At 71.3% G+C, this 16,298-nt stretch carries 15 protein-coding genes; 8 read left to right on the forward strand and 7 right to left on the reverse strand.

Features of this window, described 5'->3' with window-relative positions; genetic code table 11:
* Positions 1–43: 43 nt before the first annotated feature.
* The gene (locus ABGB10_RS08225; protein ID WP_347660251.1) at positions 44–358 is read right to left on the reverse strand and encodes an L-rhamnose mutarotase; all 315 of its coding nucleotides are present in this window, start codon (positions 356–358) and stop codon (positions 44–46) included.
* Positions 359–525: 167 nt separating this feature from the next.
* Between ABGB10_RS08225 and ABGB10_RS08230 the strand changes: the two genes are divergently transcribed.
* From ABGB10_RS08230 to ABGB10_RS08255, 6 genes are all read left to right on the forward strand, one after another.
* Positions 526–1,206, forward strand: coding sequence for a response regulator transcription factor (locus ABGB10_RS08230; protein ID WP_347660252.1), 681 nt, complete (start codon positions 526–528; stop codon positions 1,204–1,206).
* A 14-nt stretch (positions 1,207–1,220) separates the two neighbouring features.
* Positions 1,221–2,660: a HAMP domain-containing sensor histidine kinase gene (locus ABGB10_RS08235; protein ID WP_347660253.1), complete on the forward strand. Its 1,440-nt coding sequence runs from the start codon at positions 1,221–1,223 to the stop codon at positions 2,658–2,660.
* The gene (locus tag ABGB10_RS08240) at positions 2,657–3,556 is read left to right on the forward strand and encodes a Gmad2 immunoglobulin-like domain-containing protein (RefSeq protein ID WP_347660254.1); all 900 of its coding nucleotides are present in this window, start codon (positions 2,657–2,659) and stop codon (positions 3,554–3,556) included. Before ABGB10_RS08235 ends, ABGB10_RS08240 begins: the two co-directional genes overlap by 4 nt.
* 159 nt (positions 3,557–3,715) lie before the next feature.
* Positions 3,716–4,327, forward strand: coding sequence for a TetR/AcrR family transcriptional regulator (locus ABGB10_RS08245; RefSeq protein WP_347660255.1), 612 nt, complete (start codon positions 3,716–3,718; stop codon positions 4,325–4,327).
* 35 nt (positions 4,328–4,362) lie between these two features.
* Positions 4,363–5,856 carry an MFS transporter gene (locus ABGB10_RS08250; RefSeq protein ID WP_347660256.1) on the forward strand — a complete coding sequence of 498 codons (1,494 nt, stop codon included), beginning with the start codon at positions 4,363–4,365 and terminating at the stop codon, positions 5,854–5,856.
* A 109-nt stretch (positions 5,857–5,965) separates the two neighbouring features.
* Complete coding sequence (locus ABGB10_RS08255) at positions 5,966–6,757, forward strand: maleylpyruvate isomerase family mycothiol-dependent enzyme (protein WP_347660257.1); 792 nt, start codon at positions 5,966–5,968, stop codon at positions 6,755–6,757.
* Between the two features lie 42 nt (positions 6,758–6,799).
* Here ABGB10_RS08255 and ABGB10_RS08260 read toward each other — a convergent pair whose 3' ends face one another.
* From ABGB10_RS08260 to ABGB10_RS08270, 3 genes are all read right to left on the reverse strand, one after another.
* Positions 6,800–7,999 carry an RtcB family protein gene (locus ABGB10_RS08260; protein ID WP_347660258.1) on the reverse strand — a complete coding sequence of 400 codons (1,200 nt, stop codon included), beginning with the start codon at positions 7,997–7,999 and terminating at the stop codon, positions 6,800–6,802.
* Positions 8,000–8,430: 431 nt separating this feature from the next.
* Positions 8,431–8,892: a hypothetical protein gene (locus ABGB10_RS08265; RefSeq protein WP_347660259.1), complete on the reverse strand. Its 462-nt coding sequence runs from the start codon at positions 8,890–8,892 to the stop codon at positions 8,431–8,433.
* Between the two features lie 22 nt (positions 8,893–8,914).
* A complete protein-coding gene (locus ABGB10_RS08270) occupies positions 8,915–10,222 on the reverse strand; it encodes an RICIN domain-containing protein (protein WP_347660260.1) in 1,308 nt (435 codons plus the stop codon).
* A 157-nt stretch (positions 10,223–10,379) separates the two neighbouring features.
* On the opposite strand from ABGB10_RS08270, the gene ABGB10_RS08275 reads away from it, so the two are divergent.
* Positions 10,380–11,567 carry a spore photoproduct lyase family protein gene (locus ABGB10_RS08275; RefSeq protein WP_347660261.1) on the forward strand — a complete coding sequence of 396 codons (1,188 nt, stop codon included), beginning with the start codon at positions 10,380–10,382 and terminating at the stop codon, positions 11,565–11,567.
* Positions 11,568–11,623: 56 nt separating this feature from the next.
* Here the strand turns inward: ABGB10_RS08275 and ABGB10_RS08280 are convergent, their stop codons facing one another.
* The 3 genes from ABGB10_RS08280 to ABGB10_RS08290 form a co-directional block, all read right to left on the reverse strand.
* On the reverse strand, positions 11,624–13,045 hold the full coding sequence (locus ABGB10_RS08280; protein WP_347660476.1) for an arabinofuranosidase catalytic domain-containing protein: 1,422 nt from the start codon (positions 13,043–13,045) through the stop codon (positions 11,624–11,626).
* A 328-nt stretch (positions 13,046–13,373) separates the two neighbouring features.
* A complete protein-coding gene (locus ABGB10_RS08285) occupies positions 13,374–13,880 on the reverse strand; it encodes a DinB family protein (RefSeq protein ID WP_347660262.1) in 507 nt (168 codons plus the stop codon).
* Between the two features lie 49 nt (positions 13,881–13,929).
* Positions 13,930–14,781, reverse strand: coding sequence for a M15 family metallopeptidase (locus ABGB10_RS08290; protein ID WP_347660263.1), 852 nt, complete (start codon positions 14,779–14,781; stop codon positions 13,930–13,932).
* A gap of 350 nt (positions 14,782–15,131) precedes the next feature.
* On the opposite strand from ABGB10_RS08290, the gene ABGB10_RS08295 reads away from it, so the two are divergent.
* On the forward strand, positions 15,132–16,169 hold the full coding sequence (locus tag ABGB10_RS08295; protein WP_347660264.1) for a LacI family DNA-binding transcriptional regulator: 1,038 nt from the start codon (positions 15,132–15,134) through the stop codon (positions 16,167–16,169).
* The last annotated feature ends 129 nt before the right edge of the window (positions 16,170–16,298 follow it).

Here is a 16,298-nt window from a genome sequence, read left to right on the forward strand (position 1 = left end):
ACTCCATGATCGACGCAGCCGCGCCACGGGCACGGTAGTCCGGCTAGGCCTCGTGGGTCAGGTGCCAGACCTCGCGCATCGGGGCCCACCAGTCCCCCGAGCCGGGCTCGGCGATCGACTCCTGACACGGGTCGGTCAGCTTCCACCACTCCTGCGTCTGCGGATCGGCGGCGATGAACCGCAGGTCGGCCTCGTAGTCGTCACCGACGTACTCGTAGTAGCCGAAGAGCAGGTCGCCGTGGAGAAAGATGGTGTAGTTGCGGAAGTTGGCGTCGCGCAGCGTCTGCTCGACGCTCGGCCAGACCTCGGCATGCAGCCGCAGGTAGGTTTCCCGCTGGTCCGGGCGAAGTCGAATCACGCAGCCATGACGTTGCACGTCGTGCCCTTTCGTGTGAACTGATCGAGGCGTGCCGAAATCATCCGACCTTAGCGGTTGGACGGTGCTTCGCGGAGAGACTGCCTGGTCTCTGGGATCAGCCGTTCTACCAGGACTGCGCAGCGTGTCGGCGGGTCTACCCTCAGGTGATGGAGGGCCGAGTACTGGTGGTCGAGGACGACGCCTCCATCCGGGAGATCACCGTCCTCGGGCTGCGCCGCGCCGGCTTCCGGGTCGACAGCGCCGTCGACGGGCGGCAGGCCCTGGCGGCGTGGCGGGCCAACCCCCTCGATCTGATCGTGCTCGACGTCATGCTGCCCACACTGGACGGCCTGGAGGTCTGCCGGGAGATCCGGCGGACGAGTCAGGTGCCGATCCTGATGCTGACCGCGCGCACCGACACCATCGACGTGGTGGTCGGGTTGGAGTGCGGCGCGGACGACTACCTGCGCAAGCCCTTCGACCTGCCCGAGCTGGTGGCCCGGGTCCGCTCGGTGCTGCGTCGGGCGAGCGCACCCGTCCCGTCGACACTCATCGAGGTCGGCGGCCTGGAGATCGACGCCGGCGGCTTCGTGGTCCGCCGGCACGGCCGGGAGGTGGCGCTGACCACCACCGAGTTCCGCCTGCTGCTGGAGCTGGCCCGTCGACCCGGCCAGGTCTTCACCCGGGAGCTGCTGCTGCACCTGGTGTGGAGCCACGACTTCCTGGGCGACTCCCGACTCGTCGACGTGGCCGTGCAACGGCTCCGCGCCAAGATCGAGGAGGATCCGGCCCGGCCGCGGCTGGTCCAGACCGTGCGGGGTGCCGGCTACAAGTTGTCGACCGGTTGACGGGAGGGACGGCGATGGCCGGACGCGCGGTGCCCCCGGGCCGCCTGCGGCGCCGGCTGACCGTCGCGTTCGTCCTGGTCGCCGGGGTCTCGGCCGGGCTGCTCGCCGGCGGGACCGGGCTGCTGCTGCGGCAGTCCTGGTGGGACGCGTCGTTGCAGGAGGCCGCCGCCGACGCCCGCTACCAACTCGTCCTCGCCGGGCAGTTCCTCCCCTTGACCGAGCAGCGCAGCACCGACCTGCTCACCAGCTTCGAGGCCAGCGGCCGGCACGTGGTGCTCGTCGACGGCCCGGCCCGCCCCTCGCACCCCGCGTACGCCCCGGAGCTGGGCACCGGGTTGCGGGCCACCGTGGCGGGCGGGCAGCTCGGCTACCAGCGCTCCGCACCGGCGGACCGTCCCCGGCTGTTGGTGGTCGGCGGCCGTATCCCGGGCTCGACCGCCGAGCTGTACGTCCTCACCGTGGAGGACGACGTCGCCACCGACCTGGGTCAGCTGCGGACCGCCCTGGTGGCGGGCTGGGTACTCGTGGTGCTGCTCGCCGCCGGGGTGGGTCACGCGCTGGCCCGTCGCACGTTGGAGCCGGTGGGCCGGGCCAGCCGGGCCGCCCGAGCGCTCACCGAGGGCCTGCTCGCCACCCGCCTGCCGGTACGCGGGCGCGACGAGTTCAGCGCCTGGGCGGCGACGTTCAACGAGATGGCCGAGGCACTGGAGTCGAAGATCGGTGCACTGTCGGCCGCCCAGGCCCGCGAGCGGCGGTTCACCGCCGACGTCGCGCACGAGTTGCGTACCCCGGTGACCGCGTTGGTGGCCGCGGCGTCGCTGCTGCGCGAGCACCTCGACCAGTTGCCCGACGACGCCCGGCCGGCCGCGCGGTTGTTGGTCGGCGACGTGGCCCGGCTGCGCCGGCTGGTCGAGGACCTGATGGAGATTTCCCGGTTGGACGCCGGACGGGAGCAGCCGACCGTCGAGCCGGTCGACGCGACGGCGCTGCTGCACGGCATCGTCGCCGCGCGCGGCTGGGCGGATCGGGTGCTCGTCGGCGGCGACGCCGTCCCGCTGCGCACCGACCCGCGTCGGCTGGAACGGGTGCTGGCCAACCTGGTCGCCAACGCGGTCGAGCACGGCGGCGGGGAGATCAGGGCCACCGTCGTCGGTGAGGGTTCGCTTGTCGTCTTCGAGGTCACCGACCAGGGGCCGGGCATCCCGGCGGAGCATCTGTCCCGGGTGTTCGACCGGTTCCACCAGGTCGACAGGTCCCGCTCCCGGCCGGGCAGCGGGCTCGGGCTGGCCATCGCCCGGGAACACGCGGCCCTTCTCGGTGGCGTGCTCAGCGTCCGCAGCGGGTCCGGCGCCGGTGCCTGCTTCCGGCTGGAACTGCCGGCGGGCAGTGCGACGACCGATGACGATCGCACGGGCCGTTCCGGCGTCGACACTCCGGTGGACGGTGCGGCGTGAGCCCGCGCGGTGTCGTCGGGGCGGTGCTCGTCGCCGCACTGTTCGTGGGCGGCTGTGGAAGTCCCCGCTCCGGGGCGCTCGGCCCGGCGCCCACCACGGCACCGTCGGGCACAGCCCCGGTGACCGCCGCGCCGTCCAGCGCCACGTCGTCCGGACGCCCCGAGCCGACCCCGCCGGCGGACCCGCCAGCGTCGTCCGCGACCACCCCGTCGACGCCGACGAGCGGCCCCGCCCGGGGCACCGTGACCGTCGAGTTGTGGTTCGTCCGCGCCGGGCAACTCGTGCCGACCAGGCGGTCCCGTCCGGCCACCGTGGCGACGTCCCGGCTGGCGCTGACCGAGCTGGCCCAAGGGCCCACAGCGGCGGAGGCCGCCGTCGGGCTGGAAACCCTCGTCCCGGCCGGCGTCGAGGTCACCAGGATCACCGACGGCACGGCGACGCTGCGGGTCCCGTCCGCCGACGACCCTGCGGCGCGGCGGCTCCGCGAGGCACAGGTGGTGTGGACGCTCACCCAGTTCCCCACCGTGCGTCAGGTCCGCCTCGACGGTGCGGACCTGGTCGACCGGGCGGACTACGCGGACCTGCTGCCGCCGATCGTGGTCACCGGACCGATCGTCGGTGAACGCGTCACCACCCCACTCGTCGTCACCGGCACCGCCGACGTGTTCGAGGCCACGGTGAGCGTCCGGGTCCTGGACGCCGCCGGCCGGGAGGTGGCCACCGGGTTCGGCACCGCCAGCTGCGGCAGCGGCTGCCGGGGCGGCTACCGGGTGCTGGTCGGCTGGCGCACGACCCGGGAACAGAAGGGCACGATCGAGGTGTACGAGGTGTCCGCGCGCGACGGCTCGCGGATCAACACGACTACCGTGCCGGTGCTCCTCGCACCCGCCGCCTGACCACCGCGTTCATCGGGCGGACTCCACGAGGAAACGCAATCGTTCCGCCTTCTGCCTGCGACGCAACTCACGAAAGCCTGCACGTTCGGGCAACCGCGAACTAGTGTCGGTACGACATCGTTTCGCGGGGGGTCGTCGAGGATGCTGGGTGGTCAGCAAGTGGGCGCGAGTGCCGGGGTGCCGGCCGCTCGTGGTCCGCGCTGCACCGAAACCGACCTGTTCGCCGTGGTCATCGATCTGGTGCGCGAGGTCGGCTACGACCGGATGACCATCGACGCCGTCGCCGCTCGCGCCCACGTCAGCAAGGCCACCATCTACCGGCGTTGGGACGGCAAGGCCGAGTTGGTCGTCGCCGCTCTGCGCGACCGGCACGTGGGGGTGCACAACCCGCCCGACACCGGCTCCCTGCGCGGTGACCTGATCGAGTTGCTGCGCGCCACGGCGGCGATCTGTGTGGCCGACTGCGACCTCATGCAGGCGTTGACGTTCGCCATGCGGACCAACCCCGAGCTGGAACGCCTGGTACGCCACCAGGTGCTGCCGGCCGGGCGGGTGGCCAGCACCGCCATCCTGGTCCGTGCCGCCGCCCGGGGGGAGATCCCGCCGGAGGCCGGCGAGCGCGAGTTGTTCCACGATCTGGCGCCCGCGCTCACCCTGTCCCGCATCGTCGCGCACGGCCTACCCGCAGACGACGTGTTCCTCACCCAGGTCGTCGACCAGGTGCTGATCCCGGTTCTCCGCTACCAGCACGACCGCCCGTCCCAGGCCTGATCTCTCTCGACATTCGCAACACGGAAGGCTTCACCATGCCCGGAACCACCTCGACCGCCCCCGGCGCGCCCGGCGCCGGGGCGTCGACAGGAGCGCCGCACCCGCGTCGCTGGATCGCGCTGGCGGTCATCGCGGTCTCGCAGCTGATGGTCGTCCTCGACGCCACCATCGTGAACATCGCGCTGCCGCAGGCCCAGGTCGACCTGGGCATCACCGACGCGAACCGGCAGTGGGTGGTCACCGCCTACACGCTGGCGTTCGGCGGACTGCTGCTGCTCGGCGGCCGGATCGCGGACTACTGGGGGCGCAAGCGCACCTTCCTGGTCGGTATGACCGGTTTTGCGCTCGCCTCCGCGCTGGGCGGCCTCGCCACCACGGGTGGCATGCTCTTCGCCGCCCGCGCGTTGCAGGGCGCCTTCGGCGCGCTGCTCGCCCCGGCCGCGCTCGCGCTGCTCACCGTCCTGTTCACCGAGGCCACCGAGCGGGCCAAGGCCTTCGCGGTGTACGGCGCGATCGCCGGCGGCGGGTCGGCCGTCGGCCTTCTCCTCGGCGGGGTGCTCACCGAGTACGCCGACTGGCGCTGGTGCCTGCTGGTCAACATCCCGGTCGCCGCGATCGCCATCGCCTTCGCGCTCCCGCTGGTGCCGGAGAGCCGGGCGCACGGCAACACCCGCTACGACGTACCCGGCGCGATCGTGGTCACCGCCGGCCTGGTCTCCCTGGTCTACGGCTTCACGAAGGCCGCCGAGGACGGCTGGGACGCCACCGGGACGCTCGGCTTCATCGCCGCGGGTGTGGCGCTGCTCGCCGCCTTCGTGGTCATCGAGATGCGCTCCAGCCACCCGCTGCTGCCGCTGCGGATCATCCTGGACCGCAACCGGGGCGGTGCGTTCCTCACCTCGACGCTGATCGGCGCCGGCCTGTTCGGGGCGTTCCTCTTCCTGACCTTCTACTTCCAGGTGGTGCTGCAGTACAAGCCCCTGGAGGCCGGTCTCGCGTCGCTGCCGGTCACCGCCGGTGTGCTGATCGCCGCGGGTGGCGCCAGCCAGCTGATGCCGCGACTGGGCGCCAAGCCGCTGATGCTCGCCGGTTCGGCGCTCGCCGCCGTGGGCATGCTGGTGCTGACCCAGATCGACGTGAACACGTCGTTCCTCACCCATCTGCTGCCCGCCCAGGTCATCCTGGGCCTGGGTCTGGGCTTCACCTTCGTCCCGCTGTCCAGCCTGGCGCTGGTCGGGGTGCCGGAGCACGACGCCGGCGCGGCCAGCGCGACGCTCAACGCCACCCAGCAGATCGGTGGCTCGCTGGGCACCGCGTTGCTGAACACCCTCTACACCAGCGCGGTCGCCACGTACCTTGTCGGTCGGGCACCGAACCCGGTCAACCAGGTCGAGGCGCTGGTGCAGGGCTACAGCGTGGCGTTCGCCTGGGGCGCGGTGCTGATCGTGCTCGCCGGCCTGGCCACCCTGTTCCTGGTGAAGGTGCGCAAGGAGGACATCCCGACCGGTAACACCGTGCACATGGGCTGAGCTGACCGACGTGGCCGCCGGCCGGAACGCCCCGAGCGTGGGGTGGGCCGGCCGGCGGCCGCTTCCGGTAACGTCCCGACCATCGTCGAAAGTCCGTTTGAGGAGATCCATGTCGACCCCTGCTGACCAGATCATCACCGCTCTGCGCGCGGGCCACGAGGAGCTCGCCGCGCTCGTACGGGACCTCAAGGAAGACGACCTGCTCCGCCCGTCGGGTGCCAGCGAGTGGCAGGTGTCCCAGGTGCTGAGCCACCTGGGCAGCGGCGCCGAGATCAACCTGGCGACGCTGGACGCCGCCCGCACCGGTGCGCCCGGCCCGGACGGGGACTTCAACCGCGGCGTCTGGGCGCGCTGGGACGCGATGTCCCCGGCCGAGCACGCCGCCGGATTCCTCGCCACCAACGAGCGGCTGGTCGAGGCGTACGAGGCGCTGGACGCCGAGACCCGGGCCTCCATGCGGATCGACCTCGGCTTCCTGCCCGAGCCGGTCGACGTGGCCACCGCGGCCCGGTTCCGGCTCAGCGAGTTCGCCCTGCACCAGTGGGACACCGAGGTGGCGTTCAACCCGTTCGCGGCGGTGACGCCGGGGGCGGTGACGCTGCTGCTCGACCAGGTCGGCGGCATGCTGTCCTGGACCAGCCGGCCGCAGGAGCTGGCCGGGCGGGAGGCCACCCTGCTGGTCCGGCTGCACGCGCCCGAGCGGACGTTCGGGCTGCGGCTGGGCGAGCGGGTCGAGTTGACCGACGCCCCGGAGCAGCCCGACGGCGAGCTGACCGCCCCGGCCGAGGCGTGGCTGCGGCTGGCCACCGGACGGCTGGGCCCTCAGCACACCCCTGAAGGGGTGCAGGCGACCGGCCCGGTGACCCTGGACGATCTGCGCCGGGTCTTCGTCGGCTTCTGAGCAGCGGCCGTGCGGGCCGGTCTCCCCGGCCCGCACGGCACGTCAGCCCTTCACGCAGACCACCTGCTTGAGGTGCGCGACCACCTCGACCAGGTCCTCCTGCTGCGCCATCACCTCGGTGATGTCCTTGTACGCGCCGGGGATCTCGTCGACCACCCCGGCGTCCTTGCGGCACTCCACCCCGGCGGTCTGCGCGGCCAGGTCCTCCGTGCTGAACGTCCGCTTGGCCTGGGCCCGCGACATCCGCCGCCCGGCTCCGTGCGATGCCGAGCAGTACGCGTCCGGGTTCCCCCGACCCCGCACGATGTACGACCCGGTGCCCATCGAACCGGGGATGATGCCCAGGTCACCCCGGCCGGCCCGGATCGCGCCCTTGCGGGTGACCAGCACCTCCACCCCGTCGTAGCTCTCCTCCGAGACGTAGTTGTGGTGACATGAGGTCGGCTCGTCGTAGGAGACCTGCGGGAACTGCTCGCGCACCACGCCGCAGAGCAGTGCCAGCATGACCGCCCGGTTGCGGCGCGCGTACTCCTGCGCCCACCACAGATCCCGCCGGTACGCGTCCATCTCCGGCGTGCCGGCGAGGAACACCGCCAGATCCCGGTCCGGCAGGTCGGCGTTGTGCGGCAGGCCCCGAGCCACCCCGATGTGCCGCTCGGCCAGCTCCTTGCCGATGTTGCGGGACCCGGAGTGCAGCATCAGCCAGACCCGTCCCTCGTCGGCGCCGCCCTGCTCCAGGCAGACCTCGATGAAGTGGTTGCCCCCGCCGAGGGTGCCGAGCTGCCGCCGTGCCCGCGTCTCCAGCTGCGCCACCCGCCGGTCCAGGCCGGCGAACCGGCCCCAGAAGTCGTCCCAGCCGGCCTGCTCCAGCCCACGGACCCGACGGGTGTCGACCGGGTCCTGCCGCTGGGCGAAGCCGACCGGGATGGTGGCCTCGATCGCCGAACGCAGCGCGGCCAGGTCGTCCGGGAGGTCGGCGGCGGTCAGCGAGGTACGGACCGCCGACATCCCGCAGCCGATGTCGACGCCGACCGCGGCCGGCGAGACGGCCTGCCGCATCGCGATCACCGAACCGACCGTGGCGCCCTTGCCGAAGTGCACGTCGGGCATGACCGCGACGCCCTGCACCCAGGGCAGCGCACCGATGTTGCGCAGTTGCCTGGCGGCCTGCGGCTCGATGGCGTACGGGTCGGTCCAGACCCGGACCGGGGCCCGGGTGCCGGCGAGAGGGGTGAATCCCATGGTGGTCTCCTTCGGTGGTGCGGGTGACCGATATCGATCAGGAACGGGCCATCGGTGGCCGGGCGGCGCGTAGATACGAGAAGGCCGCCCGATCCCGGTGGGGAGGGGCGGCCGGCGGACGCGCGCGTCAGCGTCGCCGTCAGGCGCGCCACCCCGGCCCGGTGCCCCGCAAGGGGTTACAGACAGTGGTCATGAGCGTGGTGAGCAGATAACCGTCGGCAGGAAGCGGACGCCGAGCGGCATCGGTGCGGGCGCGTCGGGACACGGCGTACTCCCCTCGTGGTTTCTCTCGTGGTTGCTCTCTCGACCTTGTACCGATGACAGTAGGAGGGCGGCGGGGCGTCCGCAATGGATATCCCTGTCGACGCGACGCGGTCGGCCCGCGGCGGCCCGACGTCACCTGGCCCCGCCGCGCTCGACGAGAAGCCGGGTCAGGTGTCGTAGCAGCCGTCCCAGGGTGGGTCGAACCCGAGGTCGTCGGGGAGGAACTCGGCATGGTCGGCGCCGTCGTACTCGTGGGACCAGTCGACCAGCCCGAAGACGTGCCCGCCGACCTCGACCTGGAACAGCCGGATGGCGATGTCGGCGAAGAACCGGCCGGGCAACGCGTCCAGCCACTCGGCGAGGCGGGCCTCCGCCCGGTCGATGGAGGCGTCCTCGTCCTCGCTGGTGCCGGCGAACCAGATGTCCGAGTCGACGTGTGTGCCGTCGGCGTCGAAGCGGTGCAGCACCGCGTACCACCGCTTGTGGCGGTACCAGTCGTCTTCGGCTCCGGCACCGTCCTCGAGGGTGGCGGTGACGGAGCCGAAGAACTGACCCTTGTCGTAGTGGCCGATCGTGCTGGTGCGGTAGTCGGGCTCGTGCGCGATCGGCACCAGGTCGGGAATCGCCATGACCCGGGACGCTACGGCAAGGCTATGACTGCGGCACCAGCCGGAACGACTGCGCGGCGGTCCCGTTGCAGGTGTACTGGATGAGCTGGACGCTGTCCGCGGTGGACGCTCCCGGCACGTCGAGGCACTTGCCGCTGAGCCGGTTGACCAGACGGTAGTAGCCGCCGCCCTCGGATTCGGCCCGCCACTGCTGGTTGTTGCCGCCGGTGTAGTTCCAGAGCTGGATCGGCGCGGAGTCGGCCGTCGACACGTTTGTCACGTCGAGCACCTGCGCGCTGTTGTTGCGGTTGTTGACCCGCAGGAAGCCACCGCTGGTCGGCGCGAACTGGTACTGCTGGGCGGCGCTGTTGTTGCAGGCGTACTGCTGGATGGCGGTGCCGTTCGCGCTGGCGGCGGCCCGGGCGTCCACGCACTTGCCGTTGCCCCGGTTGACCACCGTGTGCCAGGCGGTCGGCGAGATGCCGTCGGAGGGCGGGGGCGTCGTCGGGGGCGTGGTGCCGACGCCGGCGAGCCAGTGCAGCCCGTCGATCAGCAGTTGGTTCTGCTGCGGGCTGTCGAAGGTGGAGGACAGCCCGGTCTTGGTGCTGTAGTTCATCGCGTTGTGGCCGAAGTTGGCGTACAGCATCTTGTACTGCCGGTTGCTCCAGACGAGCGGGTAGTAGCCGCCGTACCAGGACTGGTTGGGGTCGGTGCCGACCGGGAAGCTGGACGGGTCGACCGAGGCGAGGATGTCGATGTTGGGGTTCTGCCGCAGGTCGTTGCTCCAGGAATACCATTCGCTGATCGACGAGGGGAACGTCGCGGGCAGGTTGCGGGTGGCGGCGTGGGTGCGGTTGTCGGCGCGCATGGTGACCCGGGTCGGCCCCCAGGTGTTGGTCTGGAACGAGCCGGTGCCGAGGAAGGTGTTGTAGTACCAGCTCCAGCTCGACGGGTTGGTGGTGAACGCGCTGACGTGGAAGCCCAGCCACCCCCCGCCGTTCTGCACGTACTGCTGGAACGCGGCCCGCTGCCCGGCGGGCGGCGCGTCGTCCAGGAACATGATGACCTTGTACTGCGCCAGGTTCGCGGTGTTCAGCAGACCCCAGTTGTTGGTGGCCTCCCAGGAGAAGCCGTGCTGGGCGGCGGCCTGCGGGAACCAGGCCCGGGCGTCCTTGACGAAATCGATGTGCGCGTCGTCCCAGGTGCCGTTGTAGAAGGCCAGGACCTTGAACGTCGGGGCGGCCTGCGCGGAGCGCGAGGCGCTGACCGCGACACCGGCGGTCAACGCGACGACAAGGGCCACGAACAACGACAGGATCCGTCTGGTACGTGTGGAGAGTTCTGCGATCACCTGATCGTCCCTTCGGTGGGGACGCGCGCCGCCGCGTCGAGGTACATCTGTTCACAAGGTTTACAGATAGACGAAAGGTTATTCCTCTCACCTGATCGCGTCAATCGCCGATCGACCGATCGGGTGGGATTCCTGCGGCAACGGGTACCCCGGCCCGGTGACCAGCCCGGACGCCGTCGACGTCGACCAGCCGCTCGCCGTGGACGCACCCGCCGCGCCGCACGACGCCAGCGGCGAACGGGTGTCGACCCGCGACCTGGCCGGCCTCGCGCCGCCGGCCCGGCCCGCGCGCCGCTGGACCCCCGGCCGGGTGGTGGCCACCCCGGCCGCGCTGGACCACCCCCACGGGCAACGGATCGTCGAACGGGTACGGGCGCTGGGCATCGAGGTGGAACACCTGAAATCCAACCGGCTCACCGGGGTACGCGGGCAGACCGACCGGGAAACGTACGCGCGGGCCAAGTCGACCATGGCGATCGTGGTGAGCCCACCCTCGCGGCGCACCCTGCAACCGATCGCGCCCAGCGCCGACTGGCGGGTAGACCTGGCCGAGGGCTGCCCCGCGCACTGCCAGTACTGCTACCTGGCCGGTTCGCTGTCCGGCCCACCTGTCACCCGGGTGTACGCGGACCTCGACGACATCCTGGCCGGGCTGACCGCGTACGCCGGGCGTGGGACGGTGACCAGCCGCAACGCGCGGCGCGCCGACGAGGGCACCACCTTCGAGGCGTCCTGCTACACCGATCCGCTCGCGCTGGAGCACCTGACCGGCAGTTGGCGGCGGGCGGTGCAACACTTCGCCGACTGGGACGCGCCGGTGCAGTTGCGCTGGACCACCAAGTACGCGGACGTGGGCACCTTCGTCGGGCTGCCGCACGCCGGCCGGACCCGGGTCCGGTTCAGCGTCAACTGCGCCCCGGTCAGCGAACGGTTCGAGGGCGGCACCGCCCGGGTGCCGGACCGGCTCGCCGCGCTGCGTCGACTCGCGCTCGACGGCTACCCGGTGGGGCTGACCGTCGCGCCGATCATCGCCCTGCCCGACTGGCGGGAACGTTACGGGGAGTTGCTCGACCAGGTCCGCGCGGCGGTCGACGGGGTCCCCGAGCTGGACCTGACCGCCGAGCTGATCACCCACCGGTTCACCCCCGGCAGCAGGGAGGTGCTGCTCGGTTGGTACCCGCGCACCCGGCTGGAGATGGACGAGGAGTCCCGCACCCGCAAGCGCGGGAAGTTCGGCGCGGTGAAGTACGTCTACCCGCGCGACACGATGGCCGAGCTGCGTGGCTGGTTCACCGCCGAGCTGACCGCCCGCCTACCGGCCTGCCGGATTCTCTACTGGACCTGAGCCGCCCTCACCTCGCGAGGTGAGGGCGGCCCGGCCGCGCGGGCGTTGCCGAGTGGTCAGCTACGGGTGGACCACTGCTGGTTCTGTTGTCCGTTGCAGGACCACAGGATGAGTTTGGTGCCGTTCGCGGTCCCGGCGCCGTTGGCGTCGAGGCAGAGCCCGGACTGGACGCCGGTGATGGTGCCGCTGGCGTTGAGGTTCCATTGTTGGTTGGTGCCGCCGTGACAGTCCCAGATGATCGCCTGGGTGCCGTTGGTGGTGCCCTGGCCGTTGGCGTCGAGGCACTTGTTGCCGTACACCTGGAGTTGTTTGGCGGCGGTGTAGGTCCAGCGTTGCGCGGTGTTGCCGACGCAGTCCCAGAGTTGGACCTGGGTGCCGTTGGTGGTGCTGCCGTTCGGTACGTCGATGCAGCGGCCGGACTCGCCGCCCACGACCTGGACGTTCTGCTGGGGATTTCCGCCTCCGGCGGGCGCATACGCGGCGGCGGTGATGTTGGCCTGCACGGCGTTCTCGGTGGCCGCGGTCGGGTAGCCGGAGGTCAGCACACCCTCGAAGAAGGTGCCCCGGCCGGTGATGCTGTTGTCACCGCCGATGCCGAGCAGGATGGCGCCCTCCTTCTTCATCGGGTGGTAGCCGTTGGGGCGTGGCCCGTCGAAGTAGGTGGTGAGGCTGCCCGACTGCGCGTTGCCGCCCCGGATCGCCCAGTGGTTCGGCTCGCCCTTGACCATGGCGGTGACGAAGCGGTGGTTGATGGACGCGATGTTGTTGTAACCCGCGTTCACCCCGGAGAACAGCCCCCACTCCAGGTCGGCCATGATCCACGGGCCGGCCCCCGCGCCGTAGCCCCACTGCTTGTTGGCGCCGAAGTAGACGGTCTCCATGATGGCGCGCTCGTCGGCCAGGTTGTTCGTCTGCGCGTTGCCGTAGTCGAAGCAGCACCACTGGTTGTAATGGGTGCCGTCGACAACCGCGTAGATCCCCTCCGGCTGGTCGCCGGTCGCGACGCCGTTGGTGTTGTTGTTGCGGTAGCCGGTGCCGGGCGCGATGTAGACGCCGTACGCCTTCTGGCCGCCGACGGTGACCGGCGCGGCCTTCGCGTCGGCGAGGTTGTCCCACCCGCCGGGGGCGGGGCCGGCGAAGCCACCGGGCGGCGCCTGGGTGAGGCGGTTGTTGCGGCCGGACTGGTCGTAGATGACGGTGATGACGCAGGTGGTGTTGGCGCAGAACGTGTCCTGGGTGGCGGCGTTGGCGTAACCTCCCGCGCTCAGCACGCCGACGTCGCGGGTGGTGTTGTCCGACGAGCGTCGGACCTGGTAGAGCGGGCCGTTGTAGGCGCCGTAGAGCGCCCGGGTGGTGCTGTGCGCGGCCACACACGGCGTACCACCCGAGGCGTAGATGTCGCACGGGCCGGTGGTGGCGGCGCGGGCTGGCGGCGGGTCGGAGAGCACGTAGCCACCGGCGCCGGTGGCCAGGAGCAACGGGATCCCTGCGGCGGCCAGGAAGCGGCTGAGTCTTCTTTTCACGTTCGTCGAATCCTCTCGAACGGGTGATGAGGGCGTGGCGCGTGCCGGTGGCCGACACTGCTTGCCAACCACAGTGGAGCGTCGAGGTGGCCCGGCTGGGCATCGGAGTCAACCCGGGAGCGAGCATCATCGATGATCCGGGCGGAGTGAGCGAATCGATTCGACCATGCCCGATGTGATAGACATCATACGTCTATTGTTTGCAATCGAGAAGCGTCGTTGTCTTGAGTTCGGGTGGATCGCTCTGCGGCACATCGCCCTCAGGAGCAGCGGCACCCGCTCGCTACACGCCCACGGCGCCGTCGATGCCCTCGCGGAGGAAGTCGGCGTGGCCGTTGTGCCGGGCGTACTCGTGGATCAGGTGGAGCATCACCAGCCGAAGTGACACGGTCTCGCCGGAGCGGACGTTGAGGCCGGTCACATCCAGCGACGCGGCCCCCCGCTCGATCCGGCGGGCATGCTCGACCTCACGCTCCCAAGCTGCGAACGCCTCCGCCCGGGTGGCCGAGCTGGCGTCGTAGGCCTCCTGGAAGTCGCCGGCCTCCGACCAGACCAACGGAACGTCCTCGCCGTCGATGACCCGTCGGAACCAGGCGCGTTCCACCTCCGCCATGTGCCGCACCAGGGCCAGCAGGGAAAGCGTGGAGGGCGGCATGGACTGCCGGCGCAGTTGCTCGTCGGAGAGGCCCTCGCACTTGAGAGCCAGCGTGGCACGGTGGAAATCGAGGAAGGCGCGTAGCGTCTCCCGCTCGTCGCCAGTGACCGGGGGGCCGATCCGTTCGGTGGTCATTGCGACGATCATGCCGGACGCCCCGACGGCGGCGCTGCTGGGCCAGGCTTCAGCCGACCGACGAGCGGGCAACCGGCGCGGCGAAGAACGTGTCCGGGTACGGCTCGTCGCGCAGGCTGTAGTGCCACCACTCGCGGTCGTAGTTGACGAACCCGGCGTCGGTCATCAGCCGCTGCAACAACCGGCGGTTGTCCCGAGGAGTGCCGGTGATACGGGGGTCGGCGGTGTGCGCCCGGGAGTCGAAACAGTCGAAGCCCGTGCCCATGTCGATGCTGTTGTCGGCGAAACGCTGCCCGCGTGGCGCGGTGCAGGCGACCAGCGGCTGCCCGACCCGGTACGGAGGTTGGCTGGCAGGCGGTTCGTCGACCAGGGTCAGGTCCGCGGTGCTGCCGCGGCTGTGCGCGGTGGGCGCGCCAATGTACCCGTCGGCGAAGAGACGGTCCTTCGCCACGTCCGGGTAGAACTCGGCCTTGGTCTGCTGCTCGCCGGAGCGCTTCGACCAGGCGACGAAGTCGTCCACCGCCGGCTGCGGGCGGTAGCAGTCGTACACCTTGAGGCTGTGCCCGGCGGCAAGCGCGGCGTCCTGCACGCGCCGCAGCGCCTCGGCGGCCTGCCGGGTGAGCAGGCACAGCGGCTCGCGGTAGCCGGTGATCGGACGGCCGACGAAGTTGTGCGGGGTGGCGTAGCGGATGTCGGCGCGGATGCGGGGGTCGAACTCGGTCAGCACCACGAACCCGGGCAGCCGCTCGGCGGGGGGCGGCGTCGGGGCGGGGCGCACCGGCGTCGGCTGGGGTGTCGACTGCGGCGCGGCCGACGAGGCCGGCGCGGGCCGAGGCTCCGCCCGCGAACAGCCGCCGAGCAGCGCGACGAACGCGAGCAGGACGGCGACGCGGGTACGCACCGCTCTTGTCTACCAGCCCAGATCGGGCCGCCGCCGATGGTGGCCGTGATCGACTCGCTTTCGCGGGATACCGGGGTGTCCGGGACAGTTTGATACCGGGACATCACGAAACCCGAGTTGATCAAGACGCAGGCGGCACCTTCGGAGCCGGCCGGCGAGGCCGGGCGGTGCCGTCCGCCCGAGATGTTTCCGGAAGATTTCCGCAACTTTGGTGATCATCAGCACCCACCTGGCATGTCGTCAACGCGCTTCCGTGAGGCAAGATGACGCGTGGAACGGGCACGCCGTTCCGGGACACACGGCGGACGGCACCTTGTTGTCGTTCCTCCGGCTCGGTGAAGGAGACGCGGGTGGGCGCGGACGACGGACGCAGGGTGACCATCACCGCGATCGCACGGGAGGCCGGGGTCTCGGTGCCGACCGTGTCACGAGTGCTCAACGGTCGCTCCGATGTGGCCCCCGGCACCCGGGAGCGGGTCGAGGAGTTGCTGCGCCACCACGGCTACCGGCGTCGCACCAGCCGCAGCGTTCGCCGCGCAGGCCTGGTCGACCTGGTCTTCAACGACCTGGACAGCCCCTGGGCCGTGGAAATCATCCGTGGCGTGGAGGATGTCGGGCACGGCGCGGGCCTCGGCACCGTGGTCTCCGCGATCCACCGGCAGCCCACCGCGGCTCGACAGTGGCTGCAGAATCTGCGCACCCGGGCCACCGACGGCGTCATCTTCGTGACCTCGCACCTGAGCCCGCCGCTGCACGCGCAGCTCCGCCGCCTCAACGTGCCCGTGGTGGTCGTCGATCCGGCCGGCGTTCCGGCCATGGACGTGCCGACCATCGGGGCGACCAACTGGGCCGGGGGGCTCGCCGCGACGGAGCATCTGCTCTCGATCGGGCACCGGCGCATCGGCTTCGTGGCCGGCCCGACGCACCTGCTGTGCAGCCGTGCGCGGCTCGACGGTCACCGGGCCGGGTTGGAGGCCGCCGGGGTGCCGATGGACGACGCGCTGATCTACCCGGGCGACTTCTACCACGCCTCCGGTTTCTCCGGCGGAACGGCGCTGCTCGACCTCCCCGACCCGCCGACCGCCATCTTCGCCGCGAGCGACCAGATGGCCTTCGGCGTCTACGAGGCCATTCGACGCCGCGGGCTGCGAGTCCCGGACGACGTCAGCGTCGTCGGCTTCGACGACCTGCCGGAGGCCCGGTGGGCGTCCCCGCCGCTGACCACCGTGCGCCAGCCGTTGGTCGAGATGGGACGGTTGGCGGCACGGACCGTGCTGCGCCTGTCCCAGGGCGAGGGCATCGACTCGCCACGTGTCGAACTCGCCACGGAACTGGTCGTGCGGGACAGCACCGCCGCGCCGCCGACCGGGTCGCCCGACCCGTCGTGACGGCCGGAACTGTGCCGGAGACCGGTTGGAGCGCTTCCGATCCGGTTCCGGTAAATCCGGCGACGGGTCGGCAACCCGGCCGGGGGGCGTGCGGCTGACGCCGGGCGCGGTGAGCGACGACGGGTCACC

Source organism: Micromonospora sp. B9E7 (assembly GCF_039871815.1).
In the GTDB taxonomy this organism is placed as follows: Bacteria; Actinomycetota; Actinomycetes; order Mycobacteriales; family Micromonosporaceae; genus Micromonospora.

Excerpts from the sequence above, each read along its gene's own strand:
- ABGB10_RS08230 (WP_347660252.1), top strand. The coding sequence starts at position 526 with ATGGAGGGCCGAGTACTGGTGGTCGAGGACGACGCCTCCATCCGGGAG.
- ABGB10_RS08250 (WP_347660256.1), top strand. The coding sequence starts at position 4,363 with ATGCCCGGAACCACCTCGACCGCCCCCGGCGCGCCCGGCGCCGGGGCG.
- ABGB10_RS08235 (WP_347660253.1), top strand. The coding sequence starts at position 1,221 with ATGGCCGGACGCGCGGTGCCCCCGGGCCGCCTGCGGCGCCGGCTGACC.
- ABGB10_RS08255 (WP_347660257.1), top strand. The coding sequence starts at position 5,966 with ATGTCGACCCCTGCTGACCAGATCATCACCGCTCTGCGCGCGGGCCAC.
- ABGB10_RS08265 (WP_347660259.1), bottom strand. The coding sequence starts at position 8,892 with ATGGCGATTCCCGACCTGGTGCCGATCGCGCACGAGCCCGACTACCGC.
- ABGB10_RS08260 (WP_347660258.1), bottom strand. The coding sequence starts at position 7,999 with ATGGGATTCACCCCTCTCGCCGGCACCCGGGCCCCGGTCCGGGTCTGG.
- ABGB10_RS08285 (WP_347660262.1), bottom strand. The coding sequence starts at position 13,880 with ATGACCACCGAACGGATCGGCCCCCCGGTCACTGGCGACGAGCGGGAG.